The organism is Acinetobacter sp. 22301 (assembly GCF_052045285.1).
In the GTDB taxonomy this organism is placed as follows: Bacteria; Pseudomonadota; Gammaproteobacteria; order Pseudomonadales; family Moraxellaceae; genus Acinetobacter; species Acinetobacter pittii.
Map to the genome: position 1 here is coordinate 719,464 of NZ_JBQEOR010000001.1, position 14,712 is coordinate 734,175.

Annotated in this window: 14 protein-coding genes; 2 read left to right on the plus strand and 12 right to left on the minus strand. The window is 37.1% G+C overall.

All coding sequences use genetic code 11. The features are described 5' to 3' along the window. Positions 1 to 40: 40 nt before the first annotated feature. The 8 genes from ACTJJH_RS03350 to ACTJJH_RS03385 form a co-directional block, all read right to left on the minus strand. On the minus strand, positions 41 to 1,507 hold the full coding sequence (locus tag ACTJJH_RS03350) for an adenylate/guanylate cyclase domain-containing protein (RefSeq protein ID WP_262461140.1): 1,467 nt from the start codon (positions 1,505 to 1,507) through the stop codon (positions 41 to 43). Between the two features lie 56 nt (positions 1,508 to 1,563). Then, on the minus strand, positions 1,564 to 1,998 hold the full coding sequence (locus ACTJJH_RS03355) for an HIT domain-containing protein (RefSeq protein ID WP_002117900.1): 435 nt from the start codon (positions 1,996 to 1,998) through the stop codon (positions 1,564 to 1,566). Positions 1,999 to 2,199: 201 nt separating this feature from the next. Further along, positions 2,200 to 5,661 (minus strand): transcription-repair coupling factor, encoded by a 3,462-nt coding sequence (gene mfd, locus ACTJJH_RS03360; RefSeq protein WP_440600735.1) that lies wholly within the window; start codon positions 5,659 to 5,661, stop codon positions 2,200 to 2,202. A 134-nt stretch (positions 5,662 to 5,795) separates the two neighbouring features. After that, entirely contained in the window at positions 5,796 to 6,152 is a 357-nt protein-coding gene (locus tag ACTJJH_RS03365) for a hypothetical protein (protein WP_005076223.1), read from the minus strand. Positions 6,153 to 6,233: 81 nt separating this feature from the next. Further along, positions 6,234 to 7,166, minus strand: coding sequence for a Dyp-type peroxidase (locus ACTJJH_RS03370; RefSeq protein WP_081405093.1), 933 nt, complete (start codon positions 7,164 to 7,166; stop codon positions 6,234 to 6,236). 143 nt (positions 7,167 to 7,309) lie between these two features. Beyond that, on the minus strand, positions 7,310 to 8,089 hold the full coding sequence (locus ACTJJH_RS03375) for a glutathione S-transferase N-terminal domain-containing protein (protein ID WP_032034915.1): 780 nt from the start codon (positions 8,087 to 8,089) through the stop codon (positions 7,310 to 7,312). Between the two features lie 24 nt (positions 8,090 to 8,113). Further along, positions 8,114 to 8,620, minus strand: a complete 507-nt coding sequence (rraA, locus tag ACTJJH_RS03380; RefSeq protein WP_032034912.1) for a ribonuclease E activity regulator RraA — start codon at positions 8,618 to 8,620, stop codon at positions 8,114 to 8,116. 12 nt (positions 8,621 to 8,632) lie between these two features. Further along, positions 8,633 to 9,298: an NAD(P)H-binding protein gene (locus ACTJJH_RS03385; protein ID WP_440600736.1), complete on the minus strand. Its 666-nt coding sequence runs from the start codon at positions 9,296 to 9,298 to the stop codon at positions 8,633 to 8,635. Positions 9,299 to 9,510: 212 nt separating this feature from the next. Here ACTJJH_RS03385 and rpsT point away from each other — a divergent pair, with 212 nt between their 5' ends. Continuing rightward, entirely contained in the window at positions 9,511 to 9,777 is a 267-nt protein-coding gene (gene rpsT, locus ACTJJH_RS03390; protein WP_002117906.1) for a 30S ribosomal protein S20, read from the plus strand. Positions 9,778 to 9,834: 57 nt separating this feature from the next. Here rpsT and ACTJJH_RS03395 read toward each other — a convergent pair whose 3' ends face one another. Beyond that, complete coding sequence (locus tag ACTJJH_RS03395) at positions 9,835 to 10,569, minus strand: histidine phosphatase family protein (protein WP_002117975.1); 735 nt, start codon at positions 10,567 to 10,569, stop codon at positions 9,835 to 9,837. Between the two features lie 57 nt (positions 10,570 to 10,626). After that, complete coding sequence (locus ACTJJH_RS03400; RefSeq protein ID WP_017386850.1) at positions 10,627 to 11,484, minus strand: 3'(2'),5'-bisphosphate nucleotidase CysQ family protein; 858 nt, start codon at positions 11,482 to 11,484, stop codon at positions 10,627 to 10,629. Between the two features lie 294 nt (positions 11,485 to 11,778). On the opposite strand from ACTJJH_RS03400, the gene ACTJJH_RS03405 reads away from it, so the two are divergent. Continuing rightward, positions 11,779 to 12,147 carry a hypothetical protein gene (locus ACTJJH_RS03405; protein ID WP_005069482.1) on the plus strand — a complete coding sequence of 123 codons (369 nt, stop codon included), beginning with the start codon at positions 11,779 to 11,781 and terminating at the stop codon, positions 12,145 to 12,147. A gap of 59 nt (positions 12,148 to 12,206) precedes the next feature. Here the strand turns inward: ACTJJH_RS03405 and ACTJJH_RS03410 are convergent, their stop codons facing one another. Both ACTJJH_RS03410 and ACTJJH_RS03415 read right to left on the minus strand, forming a co-directional pair. After that, entirely contained in the window at positions 12,207 to 12,866 is a 660-nt protein-coding gene (locus ACTJJH_RS03410; RefSeq protein ID WP_205666269.1) for an SOS response-associated peptidase family protein, read from the minus strand. Positions 12,867 to 12,973: 107 nt separating this feature from the next. Beyond that, positions 12,974 to 14,707, minus strand: a complete 1,734-nt coding sequence (locus tag ACTJJH_RS03415) for an ABC transporter ATP-binding protein (protein WP_440600737.1) — start codon at positions 14,705 to 14,707, stop codon at positions 12,974 to 12,976. Between the last annotated feature and the right edge of the window lie 5 nt (positions 14,708 to 14,712).

Consider the following 14,712-nt stretch of genomic DNA (forward strand, 5'->3'; position numbering starts at 1 on the left):
AAAGCTGCTTTTAAAGCAGCTTTTTTATATTTTATAAACTCTAAACTTGATCTTGCTGGTCTATTTCTAAAGGCTTAACTTCATCTTCAAGTCTTAACTGCGCTATACCTTGAGTATTCACTAAAGTTTGTTGAACTTTAATTCGTTGAACCATTTTCTCAAGCACTTCTACTAATTCAGGATATTCATAGTTTTGTACTTCTTCTAGGTTAAGTACCAAGTGAAAGCCTTTATACTCATAATCAAACCATTGCTGATGATCCGATTTATTGCCTGTATATTTCTCCATCACTTGCCATGTCTTTACCGCACCTTGAATACCTTTTAGATAAATCGGTGTTTTAGGAGCGCACAAGAAATCACTTTTAATTAATTGATAAGTATCGTCTGAAATTAAGATTTCATCTATTTCAGCAGCATATTGCAAACGAGCCGCTAAATTCACATCACGACCTACAATCGTATAAGCCATACGATGTGTTGCCCCATAATTTCCTACGTGGCAATAACCAGTACTAATGCCCATTCGGATATGCAATGCTGAGTAACCCATTTTTTTCCAGCGCTCGCGCAACAATTTCATTTGCTGACGCATAGCGATTGCCATTTCTACACAGGCTTTAGCATCTTGCTCCACACCTTGTGAATTCGGATCACCAAAAAATATGAGAATGGCATCCCCCATAAATTTATCAACTGTAGCTTCATACTGTTTAGCAATTTCAGTCATATGGCTTAAATAATCATTAAGCAAAAATGCCAAATCATCTGGAATCAAAGTTTCTGATAACTCCGTAAAACCCTGGATATCAGAAAAAAACACTGTCATTTTTTTACGCTTATATTCAATCTTTGCTTCAGCCTCACCGCGCATAATAGACTGCCATAACTGTAATGGCGCATAACGACTTAACTGATTAGCAAAAGCAATATAGCGGGTCATTTGGTCATAGTAATGTTGACGCTGTTGACTGATTTTTTTAACCCAACGATGCTGGTAGTAGTTTCCGATGGTAATAAACATAACCAAGCCAAGAAGTGTAATTACAGTCAACTCTTGGCTAGTAGGCTCAAAATATGTATAAAAACCAAATAAAAAGAAAGTACTTAAATAAAAAATAATCGCGCCTAACAAACTGGTCAAACAAATGACTGCGAAAGAAATACGACTATTAATTGCTGAATAAAATAATGCAAAAATTGCAATAAATGTAGGCACCAAATTAAGATGCAGACCTGCTAAGGTAACTGCTACAACAATTGCATCGATTGCAAAGAAAACACTTTTTTGAGTTTTTTTATCAAATTGGTACTGAAGCCAGTGTTCTAACTTCGAACTAATAAAAAGTAGGAATAGGAAAAAAGGTGGAACATAGATCTGATAATTAGTATTAGGTGAGGTAAAAGCATAGATCACTAAAATTAATGACAGAATTGAATATCCCATCAAACGATGAAAATATGCAAACTGCTTAGGCTCTCTATCGATAAACCTCTCTAATTGCACCCTATCCTCCACACCTCAATGTAGCCACATTCATATAAATGTGGCATTGCATTGATTTAGTCCATGCGCCAATCAAAAGGCATGTCGCCTTGACCACGTAGCGCAAGCATAAGGGTTTGACGCATATGAGCCAGCACATCATTTGTATATGGAACAGCTGGTGTACCCCAAACTGGTTTAGGCCATGCAACATCATTCTGATAACGTACAACATGATGGAAATGCAATTGAGGCACCATATTCCCCAAAGCTGCAACATTCATTTTATCAGCTCGGAATACACGAGATAGCTGGCTAGACAACCAACTTGATTCGCGCAAAAACTGTTCTTGGTCAGCTTGGCTCAACTCATATAATTCTGTGATTCCCGGCACACGAGGGATTAAAATCAGCCAAGGGAATTGCATATCATTCATTAAACGACATGTTGAAAGCGGAAAATCGCCTACAAAAAAAGTATCTTGAGCAAGTTGTGGATGCAAACTAAACATATCTTTTATAAATGACAATAAACAATAATGGCTAATACTATCACATCAGTTTTGATGTGAGTATTGCTAGTGTCTGGTTTGATTACAAATAACAATGATTTTATGCACTTATTCCCCCAATAGACCGAGAAATCGTGCATAAAATTCTGTTATCAACATACAAAGGATTTATATAGAATGAAAATCACTTTAAAACACTATTTAAGCATGTAATTCATTCAATAATTTCGCTAATAAATCATTAATAAATTGGATTCGTTTTTCCTGCTCTTCAAGCTGAACCATAACCTTTAAACGTTGACCACCTTCCATACGATAATAGGTTGGATGTTTTTGCATGAGTTGAATAATACTAATGGCCTGAACAGGTGTATCAGGCGAGAATTCAATATTGCCGCCTTGAGTATTAATATCGATTTTAGTAATCCCCAGCTGTTCAGCTTTCAGTCGAATTTGATGAACACTAAATAAGTGTTTAACTGATTGCGGTGGAACCCCAAAACGGTCAATAAGCTCCATACGGATATTTTCGAGCTTTTCTTGAGTATCTGTATTACTAATACGCTTATAGAATAATAAACGCTGATGCACGTCACCTAGGTACTCATCTGGAATAAGAGCAGGTATGTGTAAATTAATTTCTGCTGTTAATGATAAAGGTGCATCAAAATTCGGTGTTTTACCTTGCTGAATCGCTTTAGTAGCTTTTTCCAGCATTTCCATATACAAGCTATATCCAATTGCCTGCATTGAGCCACTTTGCTGCTCACCTAAAAGTTCACCGGCACCTCGAATTTCTAAATCTTCTGTAGCCAGCATGAAACCAGCACCTAAAGTTGAAGCACGTTGTATTGCATCTAGACGTTTTTCAGCATCACCTTTTAAATGCTTTATGGAAGGAACCAATAAGTAGGCATAAGCTTGGTGGTGTGAACGTCCTACACGGCCACGTAATTGGTGTAATTGAGCTAAACCAAGTTTGTCAGCCCTTTCTATTAAAATAGTGTTGGCATTTGGAACATCAATTCCAGTTTCAATAATGGTTGAACATACCAATACATTGTATTCTTTGTGGTAGAACTGTTGCATGACTTGCTCAAGTTCTCTTTCCCTCATTTGCCCATGAGCTACTGCTACACGAGCTTCAGGAACAAGCACACGAATATTTTCAGCTGCTCTCTCAATCGTATCAACTTCATTGTGCAAGAAATATACTTGGCCACCACGTAGTAATTCACGCAAGATCGCCTCTTTAATAGACGCTTCGGTATGTTCTTGTACAAAGGTTTTAACAGCTAAACGACGGGCTGGCGGTGTAGCAATGATAGATAAATCGCGCATTCCCGAAAAAGCCATATTAAGCGTACGAGGAATTGGTGTAGCTGTAAGCGTTAACATATCTACATCTGCACGTAATGCTTTAATACGCTCTTTATCACGTACCCCAAAACGGTGTTCTTCGTCGACCACCATTAAGCCTAGATCTTTAAACTGCACATTTTCTTGTAAAAGTTTATGGGTGCCCACCACAATATCGACTTTACCTTCAGCAAGATCTTCAATATTTTTTGTATGCGTTTTATTTGAACCAAAGCGTGATAATACTTCAATACGAACAGGCCAGTCGGCAAAGCGGTCTTTAAAAGACTCATAATGCTGTTGAGCAAGCAATGTCGTCGGTACTAAAACAGCGACCTGTTTGCTATTTTGCACCGCAACAAATGCTGCTCGCATTGCAACTTCTGTTTTACCAAAACCAACGTCTCCACAAACAAGTCGATCCATCGGTTTAGCTTGTTGCATATCATAAAGTGTCGCTTCAATAGCATTGGCTTGATCAAGTGTTTCTTCATACGCAAATCCACTCGCAAATTGCATATAAAGTGACTGATCGACTTCAAAACCAAAGCCAGGTTTTGACTGACGACGTGCTTGTATATGTAGCAACTCTGCTGCAACATCATGAATTTGTTCTAAAGCTTTACGTTTAGCCTTACTCCACGCGTCAGTTCCAATTTTATGTAATGGTGCTAAATCTGGATCTCCGCCACTATAGCGACTAATGAGATGCAAGTTAGTCACAGGCACGTAAACTTTTGCCTCTTCAGCATAGTCTAGTTGCAAGAACTCATAATCTTGCCCTTCAATTGCCAAAGTAATTAATCCAGCGTAACGCCCTACACCATGGTCAATATGAACAACAGGAGCACCTATGCTTAATTCGGTCAAACTACGTATTAGGAACTCTTCTGAAACTTCTTGCTGACGTTTACGACGACGTTGGACTACCCGATGCTCATATAACTGATTTTCTGAAATAACAGACAATTCATCAGTTAAAAGCAAACCACGGTCTAATGGCGCATTCGTAATCGCAATCGCAAACTGACTTTTCTGGAATTGCTCAAAACTATCTACACTAGGAATATCTCCCAGACTGGCACGCAAACCATCTCTTAAACTTTCTCGTCGACCAGCACTTTCTGCAACCAATAAAACAGGATGATTTGCTTCATCAATATATTTTTTAACTACCGCAAATGGTTTTTCTTTTTTCGGGTCAACTGGCAACTTAGGTGGTTGCTCAACCTTAAGATTTAGAGCCCCAGCTTTTTCTTCAACTGCTTCAGCGCTTACAAGCATACGTGGGAACTGATTTAAAGCACTTAGCAAGTTATTGGGTGCAATAAATAACTCATCAGGTGGGAGAATTGGCTGGTCTGCGTTATGACGTCTATCTTCATAGCGACGGAAAACTTCTTTCCAAAAACTGGTTAAATCACTATCCACATCATTATTTGTAATTACAATGCAATTCTTTGGAAAGTACGTTGTAAGTGTACTTTGAGATTGCATGTAAGTTTTATCAAAAAATAACGGTAAATAAAACTCAATTCCTGGAGATGCAATTCCATCAAGAACATCTTGGTAAATTGGGTTTTTCTTAGGATTTGCAGTCGGAAAAAGTTCAGAATAACGGTCTCTAAAAATTGAACGAGCTTCTTTTAATGGGAACTCTTTTGCTGGTAAGACGGTAAAACTTTTTAAAGTAGTTGTTGTTCTTTGCGTTTCTGGATCAAAGAATTTTAAAGTATCAATTTCATCATCAAAAAGGTCAATACGGATAGGTGCATCCTGACCAGATGCAAAAATATCCATAATGCTACCACGTACAGCAAACTCACCATGGTCATAAACCGTATCTACTAAATGATACCCAGCTTGTACTAAACGTAGCTTCTGTTGTTCTAAATCAAATTTTTGCCCCACACGTATATCAAAATGCTCCCCTAAAACCCAAGAATATGGTGCAACTCTTTGAGCTAAAGTGCTTGCTGAAATGAGCAATACACCTTTTTGCGGCATATTGGATAAAATCGCGAGTCGCTCTGAAACAATATCTTGATGAGGTGACAAGCGGTCATACGGCAAAATCTCCCAATCAGGGAAAATTGTCGGTTTTATGCCATAAAATTCAAGTTCACTTTCTAACTGAGCAACATGTTGGTTATTTCGAGCTACTACAACGAGCAAAGATGAATGCTGAATGGCAATTTCTTTGAATAATAATGCAGCAGACGAACCTAATAACGACCCTACCCAACGCTTTTCACCGGCTTTGAGCTGTTGTAAATTCAATTGAGAGATTTCTTGTTGAAACATGTATATGGCTTTTATCAGCTAAGAAGATATGAGCTCAATAGTAGCATGATGTTTTTAGTGAAATGAGTTATTTTTTTGAAAATCAAACTACTAGTTGGCCCTACTTTTTATATTTTTTAATCAATCAACTATGATTATTTATCACGCAAAAACAAAACGTAATATTGATTTAAAATTTGTATAATCGCTTTGAGTTGAAGTAGCTTTTCTTGATTATTTTCCAATCTTGCAACATAGCGCTGTGTTGCGATTTCTAAATCAATCTTTTCATTAATTTGTGGCGTAATTTGAAATAACTTTTGAAGATTATCAAAATTCTGTAATTTACGGTTTGAGAAATATTCAAGATGCTCTGACCACTTCTGATTAATCACTACATCATTAATGATAGGCCCACGTTCAGAATCAAATTTTAATTGATTCTCTTGCAAGTAAAGTTGTTCTGGCGTTTCTTTTGAGCCTTGAAAAAGCTGCGTTATCTTTTTAAACATTTCATCACATCATATTTATTTCAATTTAAATAATGGAAGTAATCTAGTCACTCCCATCATTTGAGTCTTCTAAACTAACGACTATTCATCGCCTAAATCATCAAGAAAATCTACAGTCGGTACAAAAAATAAAGTACCTGTTTGAGCAGTACTAAAGTCAAGTAACCGATCCAGATTACCATGCTCGTTACCTAAAAACATGTTCTCAAGCATTTGTCGGGTTGTACTAAATTTACGCGAGTAGCCAATAAAGAATGTACCATATTCATTTCTAGAAGGATTTGAAAAAGGCATATTAGCTCTCATAATTTTAAGTTCATTGCCTTCTGCATCATGAGCTTTACTAACGACATTATGAGCAGTTAAAGGTTTTTCATCTTCGCCGAGCTCAACATCATTGAACTTTTTACGGCCAATCACTTTTTCTTGTTCTTCGTCAGTTAATGAACGCCATTTATCCATATCATGTGTATATTTCTGGATAAAAGCATAACTTCCCCCGATAAAGTCAGGGTCTTCATCGCCTACTAACGCCCACTGCGCTGCAATAACAGGTTCAGGGTTCTCTGTTCCATCTACAAAGCCAATAATTGCACGACCGTCAAAATAACGAAAACCATGAACCTCATCAATTGGATACGTTACTTTACCAAGCTGTTGATTAATTATATTGCCCAGCTCGTAACATAAAGTCTGACGATCAGCACGTATATGGAAAAATAAATCACCTGGAGTTGAGACAGCCGTGTATTTCGGACCTCTAATTTCTTGAAATGGCTCTAACTCTTGAGGCTTGGATTGCTCTGGAAATAATATATCCCATGCATTGGAGCTAAAACCTAAAGTAGCATTAAATTTACTATCTGGATAACGATTAAAGAGACTTCTGGTTAGTGCTGAAAAATTAGCAGCAAAATCTTTTACTTTTTCTATTACAGAATCACCTTGAGCTAGTCCCAATACAATAAATAATGCATTTTCACCAGGAGCACTCGTTACAGGTTGAATTCTCATACATTCCATAAAATATGCCTTTTTAGGTATTTAAGCTTATTAATTTAGCATACTCATATTTTTTTCATACAACCTGTTAAGAAATCTGATGTTAATAAGAGCTTAAGTAAAACGCCTTAAACTCTTACTCAGATTAAGCTTAATCAACGTCCATATTGCTTTTTTAAATACTTTACGATTTGAGCCGACTCAAACATCTTCACTCCCGTATTTGGGTCTACTAAGTATGGTACTTGCATTTTATCCTGCATAATCGGCAATAGCTTTTCTCTTTTTCCACCTTCTAAAGGTATATATTTACCTGGTTTTAAGCGAAGAATAGCAGGTCCCATATCTTGCCATCTTTCTTTTGCCACATTATGCAAAATATATGGAAGCTCAAGTTCAGAGAGTAGACTTCTTACAATTCGTGAATACGGACTTGCTTCAAAACTCCATAACTCAAGTTTTTGTTCAGGTGCAGCTCTATCAACAATTTTTTTATTTATCCAAACTCCACGGGCACCATTTAAGATAGTTCCTGCAAATGCAACATAAGGCATGTTTGGGTAACTCGAAAATTTCTGAGGTGTTTTCCCTGTTTTGCCATAGTGTTTAAATAAATGATGAATAATATCTTGTGATTCGTATAACTGATCGCCAGTATTTTCATCAATTAAAAATGGAAACTGTAATTTGCCGCCTTTTTCTTTTACAACTGAACGATACTTTGTTCCACCTTTAGGACATGGATAAATTTCTACGTCCAGATTCAAAAGTGTAATCACTTCACGAACACGACGGCAAAATGGTGAACCTTCAAATTCATATAGTTTCAAAGCTTTTACAGGTTGTTGGGGAAATGCTGTTCCTGAAACACCTCTACCACCTTCAGCAATTGCAGATACAACTGCTTGAAGTACTTTAATTTGATGAATCACCATCGTGCCTTCCTTTATATTAGAGAATTAGACTAATTTTTCTTTTGCTATCACAATCCCATTATTATCAGCATAGATAAAATCACCAGATTGAATTGTGACTCCACCAAAATACAAATTAATATCTACCTCACCAATGCCCTTACGATTACTTTTTTGCGGAATTGCAGCCAATGCATGTACTCCCAAATCTAAGGTCGCAAGTGCATCAACATCTCGTACACAACCGTAAATCACTACACCATTCCAGTTGTTTTTAACTGCTGACTCAGCAATCAAATCACCCATGAGTGCACAGCGCATAGATGCACCACCATCCACAACTAATACTTTACCTGTACCATCTGTTGCCAATAACTCTTTTACACGTGAGTTATCTTCAAAGCACTTTACTGTTACAACCTGTCCCCCAAAAGTTTTACGTGCTCCATAACTTTGAAAGAACTTGCCATCCATTGATGGGATTACAACCTGTAAGTTTTTTTCAGGATTATCATCTAATAAATCACATGTTACAAATGGTACTGTCGACACTTTAATACTCCCTTATCGAGTTTGTTGTATGCTCAGATTATCATATCGTTTAAAGGCTTCAATTTGCGTTAGCGCCGCTACGACCATCGTATGAGCCAATTGCTCGGCAGTTACTGGCTTATATTTGAATGGCTTTTGAAATTTATTCTCAATAAGCTTAAATAGACTCTGCCCTAAGTCTTCAATAAACCGTACATCGCTGCGTTTACCAATCAGTAAAGACGGTCTAAAAATTGATAGTTTTTCGAGCTCTAAACTCTCAATATAATCTTCTAACTGTCCTTTCACTTTATTATAGAAAATTGGAGAATTTGCATTTGCTCCAAGGGCACTCACTAGCAATAGATGAATATGTTTATCTTGTACTAAATCTGCTAAATGAGCATTGATTTCATAATCCACAGCGTAAAAAGCCTGTTTTGAGCCTGCCAATTTTAATGTTGTTCCAAGACAGCTAAATGTATGGGTATGGCCATTCACATCTTCATCATTGAGTAATAAAAAATCCTCTATAACGAGTTGAGTAACTTTTTTATATGTATTAAGTAGTTGTGATTCTTTTCTCACCACAACAGTAATCGCTTCAAATTCTGGTGTTTGCTCAAGCTGTTCGACAAGCGCTAAACCCACAAGTCCCGTAGCACCTATCACAATTGCTTTTTTAGTACTTATAGTCATTTTTTATCCAACCCTCTTTAAGTTTGTATCAAATTTAACCTTTTCTTACCGTTTTAGCAGCCCCTAAAACCGCTTAAAATGCTCGCAAGGCTTGACTTCACGGTGTTGATTCATCACAATATGGCACTTGTTTACGGGCTGGTGATGGTTACATCAGTTTACTGAATTGACCACAGCCCGCCCAGACCAACTTATTTTCAAGGAGTGCAAGAGTGGCAAACTCTGCTCAAGCTAAAAAACGTGCGCGTCAAAACGTTACAGCGCGTAAACACAACGCAAGCTTGCGTTCTATGGTTCGTACCTACATCAAACGTACTTTAAGTGCAATCGCTGGTGGTGATTATGCTGTTGCTACAGAAGCTTACAAAAAAGCTGTTCCTGTAATCGACCGCATGGCTGATAAAGGCATCATCCACAAAAATAAAGCTGCTCGTCATAAGAGCCGTTTAAATGCTCAAGTTAAAGCGTTAGCTAACTAATTTGAACATGTAAAAAAAGCCCAATAGGGCTTTTTTTATTATCTATCGTTTTTGAGCTTATAGCACTTTATGAAATTTAGCCACATTCAGTTCGTAGGCCTTTCCTCTCCAAATCCACTTTAATTTACAATTTGGAAACTCTTCACCTTCAAACCATACAAATAACCCTTCCATCATTTCCGGCCAATCTTCTTTCTTAATTTTATTTTCACCTGAAATTACAGCAACAATGGCTGCAATAATCGTGTCATGACTCACGGCTAAACTAAGTCCGCCTTTAGTTTTTGGATGAGTTCGGTAAATAAGCTCTAGTACATCTAAAACCCCAGTAATGGGATGTTTCATACCAGGTAATGCATTATTTACAAAACTATTAATAAAACCCAACGCACCTTGCTTTTTGAAATAAGGAGCAGCTTGTTGTATATCCAACACAAAGCTACCTGGTTCAACAAGCAGCCCTTGCTCAATAATTTCAATCGTATGAGTATTTGATTGAGGGCTTACGTCATCAGCCCCTTCAATCATGAGCGCAGCCGTATCGACACAGCGTTGTATTGGACTTGAAATACAATGCTGAATAACACGATCTGTATTTTTGATTAAATAATTACCCCATGCCTGCGCAAGCTCACGTCCTTGAGGAGTAAGTTGGAGATCATAACCAGCCAAGCCCTGCCCATCTACAAGTTCTCTTAAAGAATGGCGCGTAAATAAGGTTACAGGAGTTGAAGCATCGGGCAATAAATCAATTGCTTCAAACATACTTTTAGGCAATAAATCGAGTGCCATCTTTATCTTGTCATCTTTTTTCAATACTTTGCCACTATAACATGTCTGGCATAACTCTCAATCGATAACACCTGATTGGGCTAATGCTTCAAATGCTATTTTTTTGCTTTCCTGATCACGAAAAGCGATAAAGCCCTTATTTAAAACCGTGCTTCTTTGGTTATATTCAAAAGGTTTTCCATCCAGAGTAAGTAAACCACCGCCTATACTTTCTAACAGACCTTGACCAGAACTTGTATCCCATTCAGAAGTAGGATGAAAGCGTGGGTAAATATCTATTTCACCTTCTAACATCATACAAAACTTATAGGCACTTCCTGCTTCTCGTCGAATAATGCGATGTTCTTTTTCTATAGGTTGAATAAATTTTTGGTATTTTGGATTTTTACTACCGTGACTAAGTCCTATTTGTATGGGTGCATCTAGCGAAGTTGAATTAACCTGATATTGATACCATTGTTGTTGGCTAAAGCTATATTTAAAAGGTAAATCTTGCAGATATCCTAAGTACACAACTTGTTCGCATGGCACAGCAATAACTGAGAAAACTGTTTCTTTGCCGTTGATCAAGCTTAGATTGATCGTAAATTCATCACGTTCATGGATAAATTCTTTGGTTCCATCAAGCGGATCTAACATCCAACAAGTAGACCAGTCATGACGGGCACTATAATCACTTTCTTCAGACAATACAGGCAACTCTGGAGTAATCTCTGCAAGATGCTTTAATAAAAATCTATTTACCTTTAGATCTGCTTGGGTTACAGGTGAATCATCTTGCTTTTCATGAATAGTAAACTCATAACCCGCAGAATAGTTTTGATATTCTTCTAGTAAAATCTGACTCGCCTGTTCCAGAATAGGCAGAAGTTGATTAATTAAATTATCTTGTGGACGTGTAGTTGTTATAAACATACATATGCTCTACATAGTTTCACTTCTATTATAGGTGAATTATGAACAATTCTATATTCGCCAACAGTTTGATTTACTAAAATAGTCATTTATCTTAATCATTAGGCCGTTGCTTTCCGCCTATGCTATTTAGGTAATATGAATAATTTTAATATTTATAAAAGTCTTTATTCCGTACAAAAAACAATCTATAAGTTATGAAAAATAAACAACTTAAATCAGATTTATCCATTTCCTTTTCATATATTTCTTGGTATGTTCAAGAACACAATAACAAGATGGAAGAAAGTGCACATGATGCTATATGGATATCATTTCTCAACAATAGAACATAACTGGGAAGACCTTAAGCCCTTAAATGAGTTTCTACAAACATTTGCAGATGATGACGGTGATGTTTCAACACGAGATAAAGAATCTCTCAAAGAAATCATAGCGAAATCTGATACAGCTTTAGCTCTCGCTAGAGAAATGGGTTGGGATGGTAGCTATACAGGCTGTCCTTATCTATTCTGGTTACCAAGTAAAAATAGCCAATCTTTTGAATATGGTTTTGTATTTAAACAGACCTCAGATAATACAACTTTTGTGATTTCACCGATTGAATTGAGCTATTTAGCTGAAGATTCTGAAGTACAAACACTAAGTAAAAATATTGAATAAGTGATATAGGTTATTGATTCAAATTTGAGATCAATAACCTTATCTTAATTTTAGATAGATTAGTCAAACATACTTAACTGAGGTGTAGGTTTTATAATTTTTTCTTTTGGGACATGAGAACATTCAAACTCTTCAACTGGAAAACCTTCGATAAAGCTGGAAATATCAGGTGATTCTAAACTTAACCATTCATCTAGTCGGTCATGTGGAATCACAATAACTGATCGTTTAACATCGCCCGGCTCATGAAAGTCTTTCATCATTGGATGGTCTATAGCATCCATGGTCAACATGCTTGCAGAACGAATAATCGTTTCATTTATTTTGCAAATTTCATAGATTGCTGCGATGAAAAAAGCCTGCCCATCTTTACGGCGAACACCCCACCGCTCAGGTTTATCATTTATATACTTACTTTCATAAAATTCGGACACTGGAATCACACCGAATTTACATTTAAGTGCGGCTTCTTGAAAGCTAGGTTTTTGGAAAATAGTCTCATGACGGGCATTGTAGGTATGTTTTGCTATGTTTGTATCTTCAGCCCATTTAGGAACCAATCCAAACATCACTTCGCGCCATTCAAACCCTTCTGATGATTTGAATAATAGTGGCATTGTTCCAGCAGGATAAACCTCTTCGGCATAGCTAAAGCCGACCATAGGCAACTGAAGTTGCTGTAATTGGGCAAGCGTTAAAGGTTTAAAATTGGCGCACATAGCAAGAATAAAATACTCTACATTTACTTTTTTTATTTTATAAGCATTTAGCACATAAACCAAATAAAAAGGCACTCGAAAGTGCCCTTAACGACATAACTTTACGCTTATGAAACGTGTTGAATCCCTTGAGGAATCGCCTGTAATAGTCGTTTAGTATAATCATGTTGAGGATGTGCATAGAGTTCATCTGAATTGGCTATTTCAACAACCTCGCCATGATTCATGACCATGACCTGATCAGAGATATATTTCACAACCGATAAATCATGTGAAATAAAGATATAACTAAGTCCAAACTCATCTTGTAAGTCTTGTAATAAATTAAGTACTTGTGCCTGTACAGATACATCAAGTGCAGAAACAGACTCATCACAAATTAGAATTTCAGGCTTTAGTGTTAAGCAGCGTGCAATGGCAATACGTTGACGTTGACCACCTGAAAACTCATGTGGATATCGGTAGTAAGCTTGTTCAGGTAAATTGACTCGCTCAAGTAAACCAAGCGCAATTTGTTTGCGCTCAGCATCATCTTTACCAATGTTATGAATTTGCATAGGCTCTAATAATATCTGCCCAATGGTAAAACGTGGATTAAGAGAGGCATAAGGATTTTGAAAGATGATCTGGATTTTCCGTTGATATTTAGCAAACTCTTTTTCAGTTAATGAAAGAATATCTTTACCTTCGATAAAAGCCTGCCCACCAGATGCCTGATGTAAGCGCATGAGTAATAGCCCAACAGTCGTTTTACCTGAACCTGACTCACCGACTAAACCCAAGGTTTTTCCTTTAGCAAGTTTAAAAGAAACGCCTTTAACGGCCTGAAACTCTTCTTTGCCAAATAAGCCTTTACGGCTATAAAAACTTTTTTTCAGGTCTTTTACTTCCAAGATGATTTTCTCATCGCCATTTAAACCACGTTTACGCTCAGGAATTTCTGAGACATCAAAACTTTGTTCGACCAATACATCCTCTTCTTGACGCATAAAATCGCTCGTCACGGGCAATCGATAAGGCCGTTGTGACATTTGCGGGCGGCAATATAACAAAGCTCTCGTATATACATCTTTAGGCTGTTCAAGAACCTGTTCAGCAGCACCTTGCTCTCTAATCTCGCCATGACGCATTACAATGACTTTATCTGCAATTTCACCAACCAATGCTAAATCGTGGGTAATAAAAAGCATCGACATTTGACGGCGCTTACGCAATGACTCGAGCAAATCAATAATTTGCTTTTGAATTGTGACATCAAGTGCAGTGGTAGGCTCATCAGCAATCAACAGTTTAGGTTCACAAGCAATCGCCATAGCAATCATGACACGTTGCTGTTGACCACCCGAAAGTTGATTTGGATAAGCATCAATTTTAGTTTCAGGTGAAGGAATACCTACTTCTTTAAGCAACTCTAAAACACGTTGTCGAGCCTGTTTACGGCTCAACCCCATGTGTAAACACAACACCTCCGCAATTTGATTGCCAACCGTAAAAACAGGATTTAATGATGACATCGGCTCCTGAAAAATCATGGCTATGTCTTTACCACAGATTTTACGCATATCTTTACGAGATAAGCTCAGTAAATCTTTGCCTTCAAATATAATTTTACTTTGCTCATCAATTTTACTCTGACCTACAGGCAACAATCCCATAGTTGCCAAAGAAGTAACCGATTTACCACTACCCGACTCACCTACTAAAGCAACCGTAGTATTTGCAGGAATATCAAAAGTAATTCCTTTTACGGTTTCAATATATTGCTTATCTTCACCTTTAAAACTTACTCGTAAATTTTTAACATGCAGTAGCGGCGCATTCTTATTTTCTTGTTCTAACATTTGAC

What these genes read in the sequence shown, in the direction of transcription:
- mfd (WP_440600735.1), bottom strand. Translation starts at nt 5,661, where the DNA reads ATGTTTCAACAAGAAATCTCTCAATTGAATTTACAACAGCTCAAAGCC.
- ACTJJH_RS03400 (WP_017386850.1), bottom strand. Translation starts at nt 11,484, where the DNA reads ATGTTTATAACAACTACACGTCCACAAGATAATTTAATTAATCAACTT.
- ACTJJH_RS03370 (WP_081405093.1), bottom strand. Translation starts at nt 7,166, where the DNA reads ATGAGAATTCAACCTGTAACGAGTGCTCCTGGTGAAAATGCATTATTT.
- ACTJJH_RS03395 (WP_002117975.1), bottom strand. Translation starts at nt 10,569, where the DNA reads ATGGCACTCGATTTATTGCCTAAAAGTATGTTTGAAGCAATTGATTTA.
- ACTJJH_RS03355 (WP_002117900.1), bottom strand. Translation starts at nt 1,998, where the DNA reads ATGTTTAGTTTGCATCCACAACTTGCTCAAGATACTTTTTTTGTAGGC.
- ACTJJH_RS03415 (WP_440600737.1), bottom strand. Translation starts at nt 14,707, where the DNA reads ATGTTAGAACAAGAAAATAAGAATGCGCCGCTACTGCATGTTAAAAAT.
- ACTJJH_RS03365 (WP_005076223.1), bottom strand. Translation starts at nt 6,152, where the DNA reads ATGTTTAAAAAGATAACGCAGCTTTTTCAAGGCTCAAAAGAAACGCCA.
- ACTJJH_RS03375 (WP_032034915.1), bottom strand. Translation starts at nt 8,089, where the DNA reads ATGGTGATTCATCAAATTAAAGTACTTCAAGCAGTTGTATCTGCAATT.
- ACTJJH_RS03385 (WP_440600736.1), bottom strand. Translation starts at nt 9,298, where the DNA reads ATGACTATAAGTACTAAAAAAGCAATTGTGATAGGTGCTACGGGACTT.
- ACTJJH_RS03405 (WP_005069482.1), top strand. Translation starts at nt 11,779, where the DNA reads ATGATGCTATATGGATATCATTTCTCAACAATAGAACATAACTGGGAA.
- ACTJJH_RS03410 (WP_205666269.1), bottom strand. Translation starts at nt 12,866, where the DNA reads ATGTGCGCCAATTTTAAACCTTTAACGCTTGCCCAATTACAGCAACTT.